Here is a 20161-nt window from a genome sequence, read left to right as displayed (position 1 = left end):
AATTAGAAATTTAAGTTTAGCTTAACTGGAACTAATCCGATTCCATCTATACCGTCAGCAAAAGCATTCGGTACTACTTTTCTTAATATCTGTAACGCTCCATTAACATCAGCGTTAATTAAGATACCCTTATTTGATTTAAATAAACCACGTTTAATGCGTCTTTTGACAGGACTTAACCCTTTACGTTTACGAGCTTTATCGCCATTTTGGTTAATTGGCACTTCATTGTCTAAAAATGAGGTTTGACTTGTATAATCCTCATTAGCTTGAATTACGACTATCCCTGCTAAATTAGCTTTATATACAATCATCTCAATCATTTTTTGATGTGGAATGCCAATAAAGTTTTGATTTATTCGTTTTCCCATATTACTAGAACGTTTTTGTCCTTTATTTTTACCAATAACAATCGTGTTTAACTCATGGCTTAACGCTATCTCAACAATGCGTTTACTTGCTTCATGAGCGAATTTTAACATTTTTTGATTACGATAAAAATCAAGTTTATTTAAACGTTTAGTATTACAATTTTGTTTTGACAAGTCATAAATTCTAGTTAATCTAGCTTTTTGCTTGTTATAGTATTGATTGACTGACTTTAAAGGACGTCCATTATCTTCTTTGTAGTCAATAACCTTGTTAGTTTTATAAACTATTTCAATTACAAAAGTATTATTTTTAGGAATGACTCTAACTTGTTGAATTTTATTAGTTTCTTTGTGTTGTAACTTAATTTTCAAGCTATCTATCACTGGTATTTCTACAATTCCATTAGCTCTTAATTTAGCAGTTTGGTTATCTACGATAACAATATTTTTACCGCCTTTGGGTTTATATTTGGGTATTTTAGGCTTGCCAGTGAACTTTTGCGGTGCCTTTAAATATGCTTTACGAGCTTTATTCCAAGAAGTCATATTTTGATTGACTAACTTTAAAATTTGTTGAGCTAAATGTACACTTTTCATAGAGCGATACAGCATACAGTCCTTTTGATTAAAAGATTGTTTAAATGATTTGTCTAGTTTTTCGTAACTCAGCCACTTACCCTTAAAGAAAGCCTGTCTAAAACGATATAGAGCTTGGTTGTAGACATTATTGGATAGATGAGCGTATTTATCTAAAATAGCATAACGTGCATCATTAGATTTAATAATATGCTTTTCCACCAAATACTCGTATTGAACTTCCGTTTTCTCTGCTCTTACTTCTTTAAAAGTTTTTATGACTTTCTTCTTTGATTTTTGCTTTTTAACCATCCTTGTTCACCTCCTTATCTTCCAAAGCTTCTTTAATTTTCTTTCTTCTACTCGAGTACATTCTCATTGAAAATGCGTGCAACAAGCTAATGATTTCTTCAAATATTTCTTGTTGGTCTGTCTTTTTATCGGTTAATTCTGACATCACAATTATCTCGGTATGATACTTGGAAAATAAGTATTTAAACAGATCGAAACCAACACGACTTAATCTATCCTTGTAGGTGATAATAACCTTTGATACTTTACCACTAATTACAAGGTCTAATAATTCAAAAAACTCCTTTCTTCTTTCAAAAGAAATTCCACTAGCTATATCTTTGTATAGACCTTTAACTTGATAACCATTTTTCATCGCAAAACTTTGCAGGTTTTCAATTTGGTTTTCAAGGTCTTGTTTTTGTTTAGGTGTAGACACTCTAGCATACAAATAAACACCACGAACTTCACCTTTATTTAATATCTTAAAAACAGAATTAGCGTCCCAATCATATTGCCCAGAAGGCAATTTAGTAGCTTTTAAAATTCCATCTTTTCGCCATCTTAGTAAAGTGGAACGACTAATTTGCAATAATTTCATTACTTCATTTGCTTTCATACCATAGATTATATCAGATAACATAGTTTGATATAAAATAAATAATTAAAATAAGTTATATCGTTCTAATGCACTATGGATATGGTCACTAAGAGCAATAACTTTTGAGTCACTAACTTTGGTATTAAAAATATCTTCGGCATAATTTAAAATCTGGGTGGCAACTCTAATATCTTCTAAAGAAATATTGGATAATAATTGAGAGACTGAAGATTCCTCATTATCTGATGAACTAAGAGAAAAACGTTTTTCAATTAAATTTTCATCGATATTATTTCCAGGTCGTTGTTTGAAACCTAATTCTCTATCCATCAAAATGATTTCTTGATTATTTTGATCGAGAGTAATGACAATATTATTATTAATAACTTTAAAAATTTTTATAATAACCTCCTTTCTGAATAGTACTAAAAAAACCAATATACATCTTTGTAGAGACTACAATAAAAAAGATGTATATTGGTTTAGCTTACCCGAGCGCAATAACTAGCCAAACTTATGCAAGAAGAATATAACATAAGATAATAATTTTAGCGACCGTTTTCTTTTATAACATATAACATTTATTAAATATATTATATATAATATAAACACATTAAATATTAATATAATTAACTAACATTATGTTAATATTTAATGTATTAACACAATGTTATAATTAAACAAAAAGAATTAACACATTGTAGGAGATTGTGGTAAACTAACTATAGATAATGTATAAATGTGTAAATGTAGAAAGGTAGGTTAAAAAATGACTGCCACAGTATTATCATTTTTAAATTTTAAAGGTGGCGTTGGAAAAACTAGCGCTACTGCATTAGTAAGTTACAACTTAGCAAAAATGGGTAAAAAGTGTCTAGTTATAGACTTTGACCCTCAGGCTAATATTACTGCCCTATTTTTAAAAACTAAGTATCAAAATAAAGATAAAGTTGCAACTATTGAATCATCATTAATGACCGCTTTGAATAGAGAAGAAAGTTTAGATTCAATAACGATTGAAATTGAAGACAATTTATACCTTATTCCAAACGCTGTTGACTTTAGTATGTATAGTCGTTTTTTGGAAAGAAACTTTATGGATGAAAAAGAACGTATTGGTTTCTTCAAAAAGAAAGTTGATTCATTACGTGATAAATACGACTTTATCTTCATAGATGTTCCACCAACAATTTCATTACCAAACGATACAGCTTTCTATGCATGTGATCAAATTATTGTAGTTCTTCAAACTCAAGAACGTTCGTTGCAAGGTGCAGAAGTTTTGATTGAGTATTTACAAAATAGTATTGTTGATGCATATGATTCTAAAGTTGATATCTTAGGAATTTTGCCTTTCTTATCAAAAAGAAGTGCTAGCGTAGATAAAGAAATTTTGGACGCAGCTTCAGAAGAATTTGGTGATGAAAATATCTTTAATGCAAAAATTATGCAAATGGAACGTGTTAAGAGAATGGATATGACGGGGATTACTGATAATCCAAGTGATTCATGGGATAAGAAAACACATGCAGCTTTCAAGGGAGTTGCTAATGAAATTTTAGAAAGGTTAGGTGAAGAATAATGGCTGGTGGATTACTTAATCATTCTAAAAAAAGTGGACAAAACAAATTAGTTCATAGTGGACCAGTAAAAGTTGAAAATCAGGTTGAACGTGGTGATGTAGTTACTGATGAAAATACAGTAACCTTTCCTGCTAATGTTCGTGTAGATAATCATATTAGAAATCAAATAACAGCTTTAAATAATATAGGGATTGGATCAACCCAAAAAGAAGTTGTAGGGAATCTATTGAGTGAAAGAATTGAAAAGTTAAGCGATAGTGACAGGCAAAGATTTAATCGTATCTTGAATATTTTGGAACAAAAAGATTATCTTACATCACTAAGTAAAAAATAATGGCGAAACAGAGGATAGTTTGATATTATCCTCTATTTTTGTGTATAGTGTTAAATGTAAATAGATTATATATAATAAATAATATATTTATATAATGTTAATAGGATAATATTATGTTGACAACATTTATATAAAGTGTATAATAAAGAAAATTATTAACATGTGGTGTTAAAAGATAATCTTGAATGGAGGGAAAGTAACGGTGAAAAATGTATGGTTGATATTAAAGTTAATAAGGTATTTGCTAGTGGGTATAATTTGTCTAACTCTAATATTTATTTATAAAGGGGACATTACTTTTCACCCGACGAGGTATACATTTGAAATGCAACATATGTATTTTTTTATTACCACAGCTATTCTCCCATTCTTTAGATTGAAACATCAAAGTTGGTTTATATCCGATGGTGAACCAGTAGTTTCTTATAAGCAAAAAGCGTTAGATTTACATCATCAGGATCTTGCGCAAAATCATAAAGATAGAAAATGGACTTCAAATGGAGTCTACACGAATCCGTATGAATATACGAGTGTAGATACAATGTCGCATGATAATATGTCAGAATGGCTATATAGTATAGCTAAAAGTGTGATTATGAGCATACTATTTATTTTTTTCGGACCAATTTTTATTGTAATAGGAATATATGTTAAATATAAAAGTTAAATACATATGTTAAATGTTAATGTATAATGTTATAAATATTATATATTAACATTAACACAAAGCGAGAGTAAGAAAAAGGCTAGGAAAATCATTTTCCCAGCTCTTTTTTAATATAAATATTTAATTAAGAATATCCGAAATAGCAGCATTTACATGATCTCTTTCACGTTCAATCATAGCAACACGACTTTCGATAACTTTAGTATCCATGACAATTTCGCGTGTTAACCCTGGAGTATTAAGCTTAGGTTCAAAGAACTCTTTAAATTCAGCTAATCGTTGTTCTGTATGCAATGCACGTGCAGTAACTGTGATATAAGATGTAAATTCCATATCACCACCAACTGTATCTTCAAGCCATTGCCATTCGTTACGAATCCAATTCCAAGCTGCTTGTTCGCCTAGATTGTTTGAAAGAGTCCTGAAGTACCAAGTGCGCAAATCTTGAGGTTTGATAGTATCCGCATCTTCGAAATAAGATACAATTTGTTGAATTTGGTCAGCATCTTTTGTTGAAGTTAATGCGAACAAGATGTCTTGCTTATATGAACTATCACTAGTTTTACGATAATCTTCTAGTAAGGATTCAAATAATTGAGAAGAGTTGTAATTTTTAACTTCATTTTGTAATACAAGAGCACGAATGTCAGAAGACAAACTTAGTAACTTATCTTGATTTTGAGTAAAGATTTCATGTGCTTCAGATTCTGCAGAAGGATTTTCAGCATATAAAGCTGCACTTAAAACAAGTGGACGAACTAGTTGATCGTCATTGCTATCAGTATCCTTTGGTAACCAAGATAAACGTTGAACTTGGTCAGTACTTAAAGTATTAACAAATTTCTTTAAATTTGTTTCATCAGTGGAATCTGGAGTAACAAAGAATTTCAAATTATTAACAATGCTATATAAAGTCTCATTAACAATAGCTGAATCACTATTTGAAAATTCTTTTAATAATGGAATAACCTTAGAATAAGAAGCTAAACCACTATCAGCAAGGAGACGTAAATCTTGCAACAATTGTAATTTATCAATATGTGTTAGATTTTGTGAGTTAACTAAAATATCTTCTAATAGTTCAGGAGCGTAATTAACTACAACATGAGAAGTATTTCCTACATTGAAACGTAGAGGTTTATCGGCTGCTTTTCTCAATTCTTGATAGTCACCTAAGTCTAATTCCTTTTGCGTAAGTAGCTTAGGAGCTTGAGCAAAGTCTGCATGTAGAGGAACTTGCCATAAACGATCTACATCTTTACCTTCACCAATAAAGAACTGATTTTGTTCAATTACTAAATGACCATTTTTAACATTGACATTAAGAACTGGATAACCAGGTTGTTCTAACCATGAGTTCATAATAGAGCCAATATCAAGATTTGAAGCTTCACCAAGTGCTTTCCATAAGTCAGAACCAACTGCATTATTGTATTTGTGTGACTTGAAGTAAGCTTTTAGTCCAGAACGTAGAGCATCATCGCCAATTAAAGCACGAACCATTACTAATAAACGTGAACCTTTTGCATAAACAATAGCCGGATCAAATAAAGAATCGATTTCAGCGGGATCCTTAACTTCAACATGAACAGATTGAACACCATCAGTTGCATCGCGTTGTAAAGCTTGAGGTGCTTCAGATGTTTGGAATAATTCCCAGATATTCCAGTCAGGTTGTAGTGCATCGATAGCAACATATTCCATCATATTGGCGAAACTTTCATTTAACCATAAATCATCCCACCATTTCATAGTTACTAAGTCACCGAACCATTGATGAGCAAGTTCATGAGCAATAACAGTTGCAACAATACGCTTTGTATCTAAAGATGTGTTATCAGGATTTAATAATAGATAAGCTTCACGATAAGTTACCAAGCCCCAATTTTCCATGGCTCCGGCTGAAAAGTCAGGTAAGGCTAGTTGCCAGGAGTGAGGGAGTGGATATGGAGTTTGATAATAATCTTCGTAAAATTCAATTGAACGTTTAGCAATATCTAAAGCAAAATCTAGTTCTTTTTCGGCATGAGCTTTAGTTGAAAATACACCGATTTTAACACCGGATTTAGTTTCAGTAAGTTTACTTTGTAGTTCACCAAAGGCAAAGGCTACAAGGTAAGTTGACATTCTCACAGTAGTGTCAAAGTAATGCACACCATTTTCTGTCTTAACTTCTGGCATGTTGCTAAGGACAGTTTCACCTTCATGCTCGTCAAACTTTATAGCAAGATCGAAAGTAGCTTTAGCAACTGGTTCATCAATAGAAGGAAATGCTTGACGCGCAAATGTAGTTTCAAATTGCGTACCGATAAGTTGTTTCTTCACACCATCAACTTCATAGTAAGAAGGATAGATCCCCATCATAGAATCAGTAAGCTTAGCGGAATATGACACTTCTAAATCAAGATCTCCAGTATTAGGAACATTAAAAGAGACAGTTTCAGAACTATCATCGAATTTAAAATCGGTAGAATTACCATTAACCTTTACATCAAGAATATTGAGGAATTTTTGATGTAAAGCAATTTCTTTTTGAGAAGCATTACCAGAAATTTTTGTAACTCCAGTGAATGTTTTCTTTTCACGATTAATATCTAAATAAATTTGATAATGTTTTGGTTGGAATAAATCATATAAATGTGATACTTGTCCCATTATTTGACCACCTTTCATTTATTAGATAAGTTAATAATACGCTTTTAAATGAGAAAAATCTATTAATACAATTAAAAATATATAATTATATATAATGTGAATAAATTATACATTTAACATAATATATAAAATTAATATATAAATATTATGAATTTAACACTATACATATATATTAACACAAAAGTCAGCAATATAGTGATTTGTAAATTTTAAAAATTTTGTTTAAATTAAGTTGTAAGATTGAATTGTTAGAAGAGCTTTAGATGAAGCTCTTTTTTTCTGCCTTTTTCCTGCTTGCAGGCGTTAAAGAACAACTGAGTACTCTTTCAAGGCTCTAACTGCAAGAAAAAAGGAGTTTTTGTGATGGATAATGAAAATCAAGAAGTAGAAAACGAAGACAATACCGGTAAAGTTGCTAACACAGTTGAAAAACTTCAAAAACGTTTAGATAAATTAACTGGTGATAAGCACAACTTGGAAGAAGAATAAGGTTAAAAAAGAGAAAAGGTGTTAAAGATAAGGTTTACACAATGATACAAGAGCGTGACATTGAATTTTATGTTGACCGTCGAGATGCTGGTGAAACTAATCAAGAATTATATAATTTATTCATACGAAAGTTTGAGATGTAAAAGTCTCAAACTTTTTTTGATAAAAAATACCGATTAGAACTATATGAACTAATCGGCATAAGTTAATTATTAGAATGTTGCAGTATCTGGATCAGTTGCTAAATGAGTAACTCCACGTAATCCATCCAATTTCTTCATTTCATCATCAGTCAATTCAAAATCAAAAATATCAGTATTAGATTTAATATATTCAGCATGAACAGATTTTGGAAGAGGAAGGAAACCATGTTGCAATGACCAGCGAAGCAGAACTTGAGGTACGCTATGATTGTGAGCTGCAGCAATTTCAGCAACCAATTCATTACGTAATAAATCACCAGTACCTAAAGGACTATAAGCTTCATTTAGAATATATCGTGTTCCTTATTAGCAGATAGTACATCTGGTTGAAGATCACTAGGATTTAAGTAGTTTTGGTTAACTGCAGGAACGATATTAGCAGTCTTCAATAATTCATCTAAATGATGCTTGCGGAAATTAGAAATACCAATTGCACGAATTTTACCAGCTTTAACGGCTTCTTCCATAGCTTGCCAACTTTCAGCATTTAATTCAGCCCAATGCTCGCGTACTGCTACTGGGTTTGGCCAATGAATTAAGTATAGATCTAAATAATCAGTATCTAGCTTTTGTAAACTTAAATCGATGGCTTTTTTGGTAGCTTCATAACCATGAGAATCGTTCCAAAGTTTAGTTGTCAAGAAAATATCATGACGGTTAACACCACTTTCTTTGATACCTTGACCTACACTAACTTCATTGCCATAAGCTGCCGCTGTGTCAATATGACGATAACCAACTTCAAGTGCAGTTTTTACAGATTCACGAGCAACCTCGCCATCTGGAGTTTGCCATGTACCGAAACCGACAACAGGAATCTCTACACCATTATTTAATTTATATGTGTCTGTTAATGCCATTGTAATACCTCCACAAATAATTAATTCATATTTATTATAAATCTTACTAATAGTAAGTAGCAAATGATATGGCTTGGAGAAAAAGAAAAACATCTTGACTGTAGTATTCTACAACCGAGATGTTTATTTTTAATCATTTTTAACTATGTTATTTCCTACACATAATAGGAAGAGATTATAAAATAATTGCACCTAAAATACCAGAGATGATACTCATTACTACTAAGGCATAAAACATATAACTAACACTTTTCCATGAAAATGCTGGTTTAATGAGTGATAATGATACAATTAGGTATCAATTTAAAGAAATTATACCACTAAAAATGTGAGCATTAGTTTTAAAGTTTTAAAATTAATGCTCACATTTTTTAAATCTAATTTTTGTAAGAATAGAAAATTAAATAGATATAACATATTATTAGTAATATTTTTAATGGTCAATAAATAAATTCTATATTTACACATACACTAAAGTAATGTTATTTTCTTTGAAAAAATCAATATAATCCTGAGGTACATTTTTATTAGTGATGAGAGTATTTACATCTTTGAGTGGTGAGTAAGTTAATAGAGTAGAATGATCAAATTTACTATCATCTGCCAATAAAATTAATTCTTTAGATTTATCAGATATTAATTTTTTTATACGATATTCCATGATATCTGAATTAGTTAAGCCATTTGTTAGAGAAATTCCAGTTGCGGCCATAAAAGCTTTATTAATATTATAATGTTGAATAAGTGTCTCATTATCAATTCCTATAAAAGAACGAGTTTTTCTTTTAAATGTATTACCAATTATAATTAAACGAACATTTGGCATCGTAGAAGCTGCATTAATAACATCTAAGCTATTTGTTAAAAGTGTGAATGATAGTTCATTATCAACATAAGGTAACATTTGGCAAGTTGTAGTACCAGAATCTATAAAGACTATATCATTTTCATTAATCAAACCTGCTGCTTTGGAGCCTATTTGTATCTTTTTATCTTGGTTATAAAATTTTCTATTCTCAAATGAAAGTAACGAATTTTCAGTAGCAACAACGCCACCATAGACTTTTTTAATAGTACCATGTTCAACTAGTTTTTTTATATCACGGCGGATAGTATTTTTAGAGACATTAAAAATATCACAAAGTTCTTCAAGTGACACACTACCATGTTGATAAATGTAACTTTCGATTTTTTGTAATCTTTGTTCTTTCATAACATCCTCCTAATTTTATATTTATTCTAAATTAATTATATCATAATAGTATTAAATTTTGAACATTATCAACGATGTTTTTGGGTAAATGTTACAAAAAAATGATTATTTTTGTTGTATTTTTTGTTAATTTATGGTTAAATATAGTTGTTAAATGGTGAAAGTTAACCAAAACATAACCAAAAAATATATAAAAGAGGTGCTTATTATGCGAAGATTAAAAAATTTTATTGACGGCAAATGGGTAGAAAGCTCAACAACTGAATTTGAAAAGGTTTATAATCCTGCCACAGGGGAAGTTTTATGTGAAGTTCCTTTATCAACTAGGGAAGAATTAGATGAAGCTGCAAAAATTGCTCAAGATGCTTTTGAAAAATGGAAAAATGTCGCAGTTCCTAGACGAGCACGAATATTATTTAAATTTCAACAATTATTAATTGAACATAAAGATGAATTAGCGAAAATTTTAACTATTGAAAATGGTAAAAACCTTACAGAATCCCACGGTGAAGTTCAAAGAGGTATTGAAAATGTAGAATTTGCAGCAGGAGCACCTACATTGATGATGGGAGATTCATTATCTACAATTGCTACTAATATTGAAGCTGTAAATTATCGTTATCCAATAGGTGTTGTAGGTGGTATTACACCATTCAATTTTCCAATGATGGTACCATGTTGGATGTTTCCAATGGCTATTGCATGTGGAAATAGTTTTATTTTGAAACCTTCTGAAAGAACACCTATGTTAACAGAAAAATTAGTAGATTTATTCACAGAAGCAGGGTTACCATCTGGAGTATTAAATGTTGTTTATGGGGCTCATGATGTTGTTAATGGAATTTTACAAAACCCAACAATTAAAGCGGTTTCTTTTGTAGGGTCTGAACCAGTTGGACGCTATGTATATACAGAAGGAAGTAAGAACTTAAAACGTGTTCAAGCATTAACAGGAGCTAAAAATCATACAATTATTCTAAAAGATGCTAACTTAGATGAAACAGTGAAAAATGTAATTTCTGGTGCTTTTGGATCGGCAGGAGAACGTTGTATGGCAGCATCAGTTGTTGCTGTTGAAGAAGAAATTGCTGATGAATTTATTGAAAAACTAAAAGCAGCTTCAAAAAATATTAAAATCGGCAATGGATTAGAAGATGGAGTTTTCCTAGGACCTGTAATTAGAAAAGAAAATCAAGAACGAACATTATCTTATATTAAAAAAGGTATAGAAGAGGGAGCAAGACTTATAACAGATGGCCGTGAAAATATTCCAGAAGATGGTTATTTCATTGGACCTACAATTTTTGATGGAGTAACAACAGATATGACTATTTGGAAAGATGAAATTTTTGCTCCTGTTGTGTCAGTTATCAGAATTAAAAATCTCCAAGAAGGTGTTGAATTAGCTAATAAATCTAAATTTGCTAATGGAGCATGTCTATTTACTAATAATGCATCAGCAATTCGCTATTTTAGAGAAAATATAGATGCTGGTATGTTAGGGATAAACTTAGGGGTTCCAGCACCAATGGCCTTCTTCCCATTTTCTGGATGGAAATCATCATTTTACGGTACACTACACTGCAATGGTAAAGATAGCGTTGACTTCTATACTCACAAGAAAGTTGTAACGGCACGTTATGCACCCAATAATATTTAGAAAGGAATAAGGAAGATGGTCGATTTAAAATATTCAACAAATCGTAGGAAAATCTCGGAAGGAGTAACAGTACTTCATAATTTAAAGAAATCTGAAACAGGCTTGGAGTATATTGAAACTAAAGTTTTAGAGATAGAGAGTAATAAATTTTTTGAGGGAAATACAGCTGATCAAGAAGTTTGTATCGTTATATTGACAGGGAAAGCTACAGTTGTTGCTGGGGAAAAAGAGTTTAAACATTTAGGAACTAGAGAGAATGTTTTTGAAAAGATACCTACTGATAGTGTATATATATCGATTAATGAAAAGTTCAAAATAGTTGCAGAAACTAAGTCAAAAATTATTATTTGTTATTCTCCAGCTAAAGAAAAGAGAGAAACTAGATTAATTGCAGCTAGTGATAATTCTATTGAAAATAGAGGTATTAAAAATAATAAACGTTTAGTTCATAATATCTTACCAGATGATGTTATGATTCCGGAAAATTTATTGGTAGTCGAAGTATATACAGATAGTGGGAATTGGTCAAGCTATCCGCCACATAAACACGATCAAAATAATTTGCCAGAGGAATCATTATTAGAAGAAACGTATTATCATGAGATGAATCCTAGTCAAGGGTTTGTATTTCAGAGAGTATATACAGATGATCTCTCATTAGATGAAACAATGACAGTTGAAAATGGAGATGTAGTTGTAGTACCTAAAGGTTATCATCCGGTTGGAGTACCAGATGGATATGACTCATATTATTTAAATATTATGGCAGGACCAATTAGAAAATGGAAATTTTATAATGATCCAAAGCATGAATGGATTTTAAAGAGAAAGGATTAAAAAGATGGTAAAAGAATTTGATTTAATCACATTTGGAAGAGCATGTATAGATTTAAATGCGGTAGAGTATAACCGTCCTATGGAAGAAACAATGACTTTTAAAAAATATGTTGGTGGATCTCCAGCTAATATTGCTATTGGTAGTGCTAAATTAGGTGCTAAAGTAGGTTTTATTGGAAAAATCCCAAATGATCAGCATGGTAGATTCATTAAGCAATTTTTTGAAGATACTGGAATTGACACTAGTCAATTAATCCTTGACAAGGAAGGGCATAAAGTTGGCCTTGCTTTTACAGAAATAAAGAGTCCTGAAGAATGTAGCATCTTAATGTATCGTGATGAGGTGGCAGATCTATATTTAGATCCTAGTGAAGTTTCAGAAGAATATATTAAGAAGACAGAAATGCTATTAATTTCGGGAACTGCATTGGCAAAAAGTCCATCGAGAGAAGCTACGCTAAAAGCTATTGCATTAGCAGAAGAAAATAACATTAAAATAGCTTTCGAATTGGATTATAGACCATATACTTGGAAATACCCAGAAGAAATTAGTATTTACTATAAGCTTGTAGCTCAAAAATCAGACATTGTAATTGGAACCCGTAAAGAATATGACGTAATGTTTGGTGAAAAACAAACCAATGAAGAAACAGTTAATTATTTATTCCAATATAAACCAGAATTATTAGTAATAAAACATGGAGTTGATGGATCATTTGCGTATACCAAGGATGGAGCTATCTATCAAGCAAATGCGTATAAGACAAAAGTATTGAAAACTTTTGGTGCAGGAGATTCATATGCTTCCGCATTTCTACATGCTATAAGAATTGGAAAAGATATTGAAATCGCTTTAAAATATGGAAGCGCTGCAGCTGCAATTGTAGTAAGTAAACATAGTTCTTCGGAAGCAATGCCAAATGTTGAGGAGATAGAAAGTATAGTATATCGATAATGCGAGGTAATATTATGGGAGAAAAAATAAGATTAACCACAGCTCAAGCTTTAGTAAAATTTTTAAATCAGCAATATATTTCTGTAGATGGTAAAGAAACACCATTTGTAGCAGGAGTATTTAGTGTATTTGGTCATGGAAATGTCTTGGGTTTAGGTCAAGCTTTGCAAGAAAATCCTGGACATTTAAAAGTATTTACTGGTAAGAATGAACAAGGAATGACGCATGCAGCTACAGCTTTCAGCAAAGAAAAGCTACGCCAACAGATATTTGCTGTTACAGCTTCAGCTGGTCCTGGTTCGGCTAATATGATTACAGCAGCAGGTACAGCCTTTGCTAATAATATTCCAGTACTAATATTACCGGCTGACACTTTTGCCACTAGACAACCTGATCCAGTATTACAACAATTAGAGCATGAAACTAGTGCTGCAACCACTACTAATGATGCATTTAAAGCTGTTTCTAAGTATTGGGATAGAGTGCAAAGACCTGAACAACTAATGAGTAGCTTATTAAGAGCCTTTGAAGTAATGACTAATCCTGCTACTGCAGGTCCTGCAACAATTTGTATATCACAGGATACAGAAGGAGAAGCATATGACTTTGATAAAGCTTTTTTTGAAAAAAGAGTGCATTATTTAGATAGAAGAGTACCTACCACTAGAGAATATGAAGGTGCAGTAGAATTAATTAAAAGTAGTAAAAAACCGGTTATTATTGTTGGTGGTGGAGCAAAATATTCGCAAGCAAGAGAAGAATTAATCGAATTATCCATGCAATGTAATATTCCTTTGGTTGAGACACATGCAGGCAAATCAACAGTTGAATCATCTTTTAAAAATAATCTTGGAGGTACTGGTGTTTTAGGTACAGAAGTTGCTAACAAAGTAGTAAGAGATTCAGATTTAATTATAGGTATAGGAACAAGATATACGGATTTTACTACATCATCCAAGACAGCTTTTGATTATGAAAAAAGTAAATTTTTAAATATAAATGTAAATAGAATGCAAGCATACAAGTTCGATGCTTTCCAAGTAATAGCCGATGCTAAGGTTACTTTAGCAATTTTGTTAGAAAAATTGAAAGGGTATACAACTGAATACGAAGATTCTTTTATAAATTTGAAAGAAGAGTGGCAAGTTGAACGTAAACGATTGGCTAATACAAAATATACAACCGAAAATTTTGTTCCAGAAATTAAAGATCATTTTACACAAGAAATTTTTGAAGAATATATAGAAAGTTTAGGGACAAAATTTACTCAAACTGAGGCCTTTATAACAATCAATGAGAATGTAGATAAGGATAGTATTGCATTAGCTGCAGCAGGATCTTTACCTGGAGATATGCAAAGATTGTGGGAAACTAATGTACCTAATACATATCATTTAGAATATGGTTATTCCTGCATGGGATATGAGGTAAATGGAGCTTTAGGTGCGAAAATAGCTAATCCAGATCGAGAAGTATATGCTTTGTTAGGTGATGGTAGTTTCTTAATGGGACACTCTGAACTGGTTACATCGTTACAATATGGTAAAAAAATTAATGTATTGCTGTTTGATAATTCTGGATTCGGATGTATTAATAATTTGCAGATGAGTAATGGGTCTAATAGTTATCATTGTGAATTCAGAGATTCTAACAATAATGTAATGAATATTAATTACAGTCAAGTTGTAGCAGGATATGGTGCTAAAACTTATAAAGTAACTAATAAGGAAGAACTCATAGCTGCTTTAGAAGATGCCAAAAAACAAGAAATTTCTACTTTAATTGAGATTAAGGTTTTACCTAAGACAATGAGTGATGGTTATGAAAGTTGGTGGCATGTAGGAGTTTCTGAAGTCTCTTCAAATCCTAAAGTAAATGCAGCGTACAAATCTTTAAAGAAAAAATTAAGTAGTGCTAAAGAATATTGATCATTATAAGAATGGAGGAAAAAACATGTTAATCAATGTTGGTATTATTGGTACAGGTGCAATCGGAAGAGAACATATAAAAAGAATTAATAATAAGGTTCAAGGAGCACAAGTGGTTGCGGTTACAGATATTAATGCAGAAGTAGCTAAAAAAATTGCAAAAGATATTGGGGCAATATTTTTTGAAACAGGTGAAGAACTTATTGCTTCAGATAAAGTAGATGCTGTAGTAGTTACTTCATGGGATCCAACACATGAACACTATGTTTTAGAGACAATTAAGCATGGTAAGTATGTATTTTGTGAAAAACCTTTGGCAACAGAGAGTGAAGGTTGTAGAAGAATTGTAGATGCAGAAATTGAATATGGTAAAAAGCTGGTTCAAGTTGGCTTCATGAGAAGATATGATAAAGGATACATAGAACTAAAAAATATGATTACATCCAAAAAATATGGAGAACCTTTAATGCTTCACTGTGCTCATAGAAATCCAAGTGCTAACGAAAATTACACAACTCCTATGGCAGTTAGTCAAACTGCAATTCATGAAATTGATGTACTTCGTTGGTTATTGGATGAAGATTATGCATCGGTGCAAATGTTGTTACCTAAGCAAACATCCAATACTCACGAAAACCTAAAAGATCCTCAATTTATTATTTTTGAAACAAAATCAGGAGTAACAATTGATTTAGAAGTATTTGTAAATTGCAAATTTGGTTATGATATTAAATGTGATGTTGTCTGTGAAACAGCAGAATTTGGTTTAACAGATCCAGCATTTACTAAAGTTAAGGCCGAGGAAAAGAATTATACTAGAATTTCACCTGATTGGCAGACACGCTTTATGGATGCATATGACTATGAATTTCAACTTTGGATTAATAGTGTAATTAGTGGAGAGTTAACTGGACCAACTGCATGGGATGGATATGTGGCATCTATTACTATGGCAGCATGTCACGAAGCTAGGGAAACTGGAAAAAAAGTTAACATTAAATTAGATGAACGTCCAGCACTATATTGTTAGGAAACATAAGGAGGGGGGAAACCTTATGGAAAATGTTAAAGTAGGAATTGTTGGTTTGGGCCGTTTGGGTAAAGTACATGCTAAAAACTTGGCTAATTTAGTTCCTAATTGTGAATTATATGCAGCATGTAGTTTAGTTGAAAAAGAAAGAAAATTTGCTAAGGAAAAATTAAATGTAACACTAACATATGATAGTTACGAAGATATGGTGAAAGATCCAAATATTGATGCAGTGTTTATAGTTTCACCATCAGGTTTTCACTGTCAACAAATAAAATTAGCGATGGAAAATGGTAAACATGTATTTTCTGAAAAACCATTAGGCTTAGATGTAGAAGAAATAAAAGAAACTCAAAAAATTATTCAAGAACATCCTGATCAAATATTTATGTTAGGGTTTATGAGAAGATTTGATGAATCATATCGCTATGCTAAAGAAATGGTAAATAAAGGAGCATTAGGCGAAATAACATTGATTCGTTGCTATGGAATAGATCCAAGTGATGGTTTAGAAAGTTTTGTTAAATTTGCGATGAATAACAATAGTGGGGGCTTATTTTTAGATATGTCTATCCATGACATTGATTTGATTCGCTGGCTCTCTGGTAAAGAAATAAGTAAAGTATGGGCTATTGGTAAGAATACAGCCTATCCTCAACTTGATGAAGTTGGGGAGTTAGAAACTGGGGCAGCTCTCTTACGCTTGTCAGACAATTCTATGGCTATACTGGTAGCTGGAAGAAATGCAAGACATGGCTATCATGTTGAAACAGAAATTATTGGAACTAAGGGAATGTTACGAGTAGCTCAAATACCAGAGAAGAATCTAGTAACAGTTATGAATGACGATGGAGTTATTAGACCTTGCTCGCAAAACTTCCCAGAAAGATTTAGACAAGCTTTTGTTGATGAAGCAAAAGAATTTATTAATTGTATTTTAGAAAATCGTCAACCCGAGATTACAGCATTTGATGGTTTGCAATCTACAAAAGTTGCATTAGCATGTCAAGAATCTTTTGAAAAAGACGAGTTAGTAGAAGTGAATAATAATGATAGTAAGTAGGTGTATTTGATGGAGAATAAGATACAATTAGCAATTGCTCCAATTGCGTGGACTAACGATGATTTACCAGATTTGGGAAAAGAAAATACATTTGAACAGTGTATTAGCGAGATGGCACTTGCGGGGTTTAAGGGGACTGAAATTGGTAATAAATATCCTAAAGATCCTGATATATTAAAGCATTACTTAGATTTGCGTAATCTAAAAGTAGCTAGTGCATGGTTTAGTGCATATTTAACAACAAAGCCTTTTGAGGAAACTGAAAGCGCATTTATTAAGCATAGAGATTTTTTACATGCTATGGGTGCTAAAGTAATAGTAGTTGCAGAACAAGGACATAGTATTCAAGGAATGCTAGATAAATCAGTTTTTAATGATAAGCCCGAATTCACAGAAGAGGAATGGGATTTATTGACTGATGGTTTGGAAAAATTAGGTGATTTGGCTCACGAAAAAGATATGGAAATTGTATATCACCATCATATGGGAACTGGGGTACAAACTACCAAAGAAATAGAACGATTAATGGATAATACAGACCCTTTAAAAGTATCACTATTATTTGATACTGGACATTTGGTATTTTCAGGAGAAGATCCTATTAATATATATAAAAAATATAAAGGAAGAATAAAACACATTCACTTTAAAGATATTAGAGAACAAGTAGCAGAAGAAGTAAAAGAAAATAGTGATAGTTTTTTGAATGGGGTAAAGAAAGGTGTATTTACAGTTCCAGGTGATGGGATGATAGATTTTTCTCCAATATGGAAAGAAATAAAAGATAGTGGATATAAGGGATGGATAGTCGTAGAAGCTGAACAAGATCCTGCAAAAGCTAACCCATATGAATATGCTTTAAAGACACGAAAATATATTCACGACACAACAGGTTTATGAAATGAAAGGAGTATCTAGATGAATGCTTTTTCTTTAGTGAGTTTTATAGTAATTGTTGCTTGTGTTTGGCTATTTGCCTATAAGCGTTCGCGTAGTGTCGATACAACAGGCTCTGAAGGATTTTTTATGGGAGGTCGTAGTTTAACTGCATTTCCAATTGCAGGAACTATTATTATGACTAATTTATCCACAGAGCAAATTGTGGGTCAAAACGGACAAAGTTACCATGCTGGTATGGAAGTAATGGCTTGGGAAGTAACAGCGGCTATCGCTATTGTTGCCTTAGCGATGATTTTTCTTCCGAAGTATTTTAAATATGGTATAAATACAGTATCTGATTTTATAGAAATACGATATGATACTACCACTAAAAGGATTATATCAATACTATTTATTATCACTTACATGACTTCATTCTTACCTGTGGTTTTATATTCTGGATCATTAGTGTTTAACAAGATTTTTCGAGTAGATGAGTTATTAGGTGTTAGACCAATTGTAGCTATTATTTTGGTAGCGTTTATTATTGGTATTATTGGTATTCTATATTTACTAATGGGAGGTCTCTCATTAAGTGCTAATAGTGATACTGTTTATGGTGTTGGTTTACTTATTTGTGGATTATTAATACCAATTTTAGGAATCTTAAAAATAGGACATGGAAGTTTTATTGGGGGATTAAATTCAATTGTTGATCATACTCCATGGCTATTAAACTCAGTTGGATCAATTGATTCAGCAGTTATTCCATGGCCAACTCTATTTACAGGAATGCTATTTAATAATTTATATTTTTGGTGTACTAATCAAATGATCGTACAAAAAGCCTTATCTGGTAAAAACCTAGCTGAAGCACAAAAAGGTGCATTCTTAGTTGGAACATTTAAAGTTTTTGGTGCGCTATTCCTCGTTTTCCCTGGAATTGTAGCTAGAAATTTATTAGGTGATACACTATTGAAAAATCCAGATAATGCTTACCCAGCATTAGTTGTAGAAGTATTACCACAAGTATTGTATGGAGTATTTGCCGCAGTCATATTTGGTGCAATCTTATCTTCATTTGCAGGAGCTTTAAATGCAACGGCTACATTATTCTCATTAGATTTTTACAAGCCTATTATTAACAAACAAGCCGATGATAGTAGAATAGCTAGAGCAGGTAAAATTACTACGGTAACTGTAGGAATAATTTCAGTGTTAGTAGCACCACTTATTTCTTTTGCACCAGCTGGATTATATCAATTTGTTCAAGAATTTAATGGGCTATACAATATGCCACTCTTGGTCATTATTTTGTTAGCGTTTTATTCCAAACGCGCAACAGCTTTATCTGCAAAAGTTACTATAGTAGTTCATATTGTGCTATATTCACTTTCTAAAGTATTTTTGAAAGATATTCATTTCTTATATGTATTAAGTATTCTATTTTTCTTAGATTTATTAATTATGTTTGTTGTGTCAAAATGGCGTCCAGATGGAGATTTCGTATTAGAGTCATTCAATACAAAAGTTGATATTCAACCTTGGAAACATGCTAAGATTGTTTCAATAGTATTGGTAGTTCTTGTGATTATAACTTATTTAGCATTTTCACCACTTGGTTTTGCACATTCATAGGAGGGAAGATAGATGCCTAAAAATGTTCTAATAGTATGTGAAGCTGGAATTAGTGCGTCTTTGTTAGTATCAAAAATGTTAGAAGAAATCAAGGACGATAATCTAAAATACAATATAGATTATGTTCCAGTGGTTAGAATTAATAAAAAATTAGCTCAGGATAATTATGATGTTTTATTATTAACACCACAAGTGATAAGACATGAAGAAGAAATACGAGAATTAATAACTAAAATAAAATATAAATCTAAAATAGTATTTATTTCAGAAGAAGATTTCAAGTATATGAATATCCCTAGTATTCTATCATCAATAGAATAGGATGACA

General features: G+C 31.6%; 18 protein-coding genes and 1 pseudogene. 13 read left to right on the top strand and 6 right to left on the bottom strand.

Features of this window, described 5'->3' with window-relative positions:
• Nucleotides 1-2: 2 nt before the first annotated feature.
• The 3 genes from PTA89_RS09420 to PTA89_RS09410 are packed head-to-tail and all read right to left on the bottom strand — an operon-like array spanning nucleotide 3 to nucleotide 2277.
• Complete coding sequence (locus tag PTA89_RS09420) at nucleotides 3-1259, bottom strand: RNA-guided endonuclease InsQ/TnpB family protein (protein WP_324177522.1); 1257 nt, start codon at nucleotides 1257-1259, stop codon at nucleotides 3-5.
• Nucleotides 1252-1857 carry an IS607 family transposase gene (locus PTA89_RS09415; RefSeq protein ID WP_034990560.1) on the bottom strand — a complete coding sequence of 202 codons (606 nt, stop codon included), beginning with the start codon at nucleotides 1855-1857 and terminating at the stop codon, nucleotides 1252-1254. The genes PTA89_RS09420 and PTA89_RS09415 overlap by 8 nt, the downstream gene beginning before the upstream one ends.
• Before the next feature lie 45 nt (nucleotides 1858-1902).
• The gene (locus tag PTA89_RS09410) at nucleotides 1903-2277 is read right to left on the bottom strand and encodes a CAT RNA binding domain-containing protein (RefSeq protein WP_003706880.1); all 375 of its coding nucleotides are present in this window, start codon (nucleotides 2275-2277) and stop codon (nucleotides 1903-1905) included.
• 331 nt (nucleotides 2278-2608) lie between these two features.
• Between PTA89_RS09410 and PTA89_RS09405 the strand changes: the two genes are divergently transcribed.
• The 3 genes from PTA89_RS09405 (at nucleotide 2609) to PTA89_RS09395 (ending at nucleotide 4423) form a co-directional block, all read left to right on the top strand.
• Nucleotides 2609-3421 carry a ParA family protein gene (locus PTA89_RS09405; RefSeq protein WP_003699336.1) on the top strand — a complete coding sequence of 271 codons (813 nt, stop codon included), beginning with the start codon at nucleotides 2609-2611 and terminating at the stop codon, nucleotides 3419-3421.
• Nucleotides 3421-3756: a DUF5388 domain-containing protein gene (locus PTA89_RS09400; protein WP_003699335.1), complete on the top strand. Its 336-nt coding sequence runs from the start codon at nucleotides 3421-3423 to the stop codon at nucleotides 3754-3756. The genes PTA89_RS09405 and PTA89_RS09400 overlap by 1 nt, the downstream gene beginning before the upstream one ends.
• A gap of 325 nt (nucleotides 3757-4081) precedes the next feature.
• Nucleotides 4082-4423 (top strand): hypothetical protein, encoded by a 342-nt coding sequence (locus PTA89_RS09395; protein WP_164920260.1) that lies wholly within the window; start codon nucleotides 4082-4084, stop codon nucleotides 4421-4423.
• Nucleotides 4424-4543: 120 nt separating this feature from the next.
• On the opposite strand, the gene PTA89_RS09390 is transcribed toward PTA89_RS09395, so the two are convergent.
• Nucleotides 4544-7078: a M1 family metallopeptidase gene (locus tag PTA89_RS09390; RefSeq protein ID WP_324177521.1), complete on the bottom strand. Its 2535-nt coding sequence runs from the start codon at nucleotides 7076-7078 to the stop codon at nucleotides 4544-4546.
• A 363-nt stretch (nucleotides 7079-7441) separates the two neighbouring features.
• Between PTA89_RS09390 and PTA89_RS09385 the strand changes: the two genes are divergently transcribed.
• Complete coding sequence (locus PTA89_RS09385) at nucleotides 7442-7567, top strand: hypothetical protein (RefSeq protein ID WP_003708652.1); 126 nt, start codon at nucleotides 7442-7444, stop codon at nucleotides 7565-7567.
• Nucleotides 7568-7779: 212 nt separating this feature from the next.
• Here the strand turns inward: PTA89_RS09385 and PTA89_RS09380 are convergent.
• Nucleotides 7780-8630 (bottom strand): annotated as a pseudogene (locus tag PTA89_RS09380) (aldo/keto reductase).
• 460 nt (nucleotides 8631-9090) lie between these two features.
• Nucleotides 9091-9843 carry a DeoR/GlpR family DNA-binding transcription regulator gene (locus tag PTA89_RS09375; protein WP_087367478.1) on the bottom strand — a complete coding sequence of 251 codons (753 nt, stop codon included), beginning with the start codon at nucleotides 9841-9843 and terminating at the stop codon, nucleotides 9091-9093.
• Nucleotides 9844-10051: 208 nt separating this feature from the next.
• On the opposite strand from PTA89_RS09375, the gene PTA89_RS09370 reads away from it, so the two are divergent.
• Genes PTA89_RS09370 through PTA89_RS09330 form a run of 9 tightly spaced genes read left to right on the top strand, consistent with a single transcriptional unit; the run spans nucleotide 10052 to nucleotide 20154 of the window.
• The gene (locus tag PTA89_RS09370) at nucleotides 10052-11503 is read left to right on the top strand and encodes a CoA-acylating methylmalonate-semialdehyde dehydrogenase (RefSeq protein WP_407659831.1); all 1452 of its coding nucleotides are present in this window, start codon (nucleotides 10052-10054) and stop codon (nucleotides 11501-11503) included.
• Nucleotides 11504-11518: 15 nt separating this feature from the next.
• On the top strand, nucleotides 11519-12340 hold the full coding sequence (iolB, locus tag PTA89_RS09365) for a 5-deoxy-glucuronate isomerase (protein ID WP_087367481.1): 822 nt from the start codon (nucleotides 11519-11521) through the stop codon (nucleotides 12338-12340).
• Between the two features lie 4 nt (nucleotides 12341-12344).
• Nucleotides 12345-13295 carry a 5-dehydro-2-deoxygluconokinase gene (gene iolC, locus PTA89_RS09360; protein WP_087367483.1) on the top strand — a complete coding sequence of 317 codons (951 nt, stop codon included), beginning with the start codon at nucleotides 12345-12347 and terminating at the stop codon, nucleotides 13293-13295.
• Between the two features lie 14 nt (nucleotides 13296-13309).
• Nucleotides 13310-15223, top strand: coding sequence for a 3D-(3,5/4)-trihydroxycyclohexane-1,2-dione acylhydrolase (decyclizing) (gene iolD / locus PTA89_RS09355; RefSeq protein WP_087367487.1), 1914 nt, complete (start codon nucleotides 13310-13312; stop codon nucleotides 15221-15223).
• A 25-nt stretch (nucleotides 15224-15248) separates the two neighbouring features.
• Nucleotides 15249-16253 carry a Gfo/Idh/MocA family protein gene (locus PTA89_RS09350; protein ID WP_324177520.1) on the top strand — a complete coding sequence of 335 codons (1005 nt, stop codon included), beginning with the start codon at nucleotides 15249-15251 and terminating at the stop codon, nucleotides 16251-16253.
• Between the two features lie 25 nt (nucleotides 16254-16278).
• Nucleotides 16279-17316: an inositol 2-dehydrogenase gene (iolG, locus tag PTA89_RS09345; RefSeq protein ID WP_087367493.1), complete on the top strand. Its 1038-nt coding sequence runs from the start codon at nucleotides 16279-16281 to the stop codon at nucleotides 17314-17316.
• A gap of 9 nt (nucleotides 17317-17325) precedes the next feature.
• Entirely contained in the window at nucleotides 17326-18216 is an 891-nt protein-coding gene (gene iolE, locus PTA89_RS09340) for a myo-inosose-2 dehydratase (protein ID WP_324177519.1), read from the top strand.
• An 18-nt stretch (nucleotides 18217-18234) separates the two neighbouring features.
• On the top strand, nucleotides 18235-19833 hold the full coding sequence (locus tag PTA89_RS09335) for a solute:sodium symporter family transporter (RefSeq protein WP_087367498.1): 1599 nt from the start codon (nucleotides 18235-18237) through the stop codon (nucleotides 19831-19833).
• A 12-nt stretch (nucleotides 19834-19845) separates the two neighbouring features.
• On the top strand, nucleotides 19846-20154 hold the full coding sequence (locus tag PTA89_RS09330) for a PTS sugar transporter subunit IIB (RefSeq protein WP_087367501.1): 309 nt from the start codon (nucleotides 19846-19848) through the stop codon (nucleotides 20152-20154).
• The last annotated feature ends 7 nt before the right edge of the window (nucleotides 20155-20161 follow it).

The organism is Ligilactobacillus salivarius, from assembly GCF_035231985.1.
GTDB classification, from domain to species: Bacteria; Bacillota; Bacilli; order Lactobacillales; family Lactobacillaceae; genus Ligilactobacillus; species Ligilactobacillus salivarius.
Note: the sequence above shows the minus strand (reverse complement) of the source record. Positions and strands in the feature narration are given on the sequence as shown.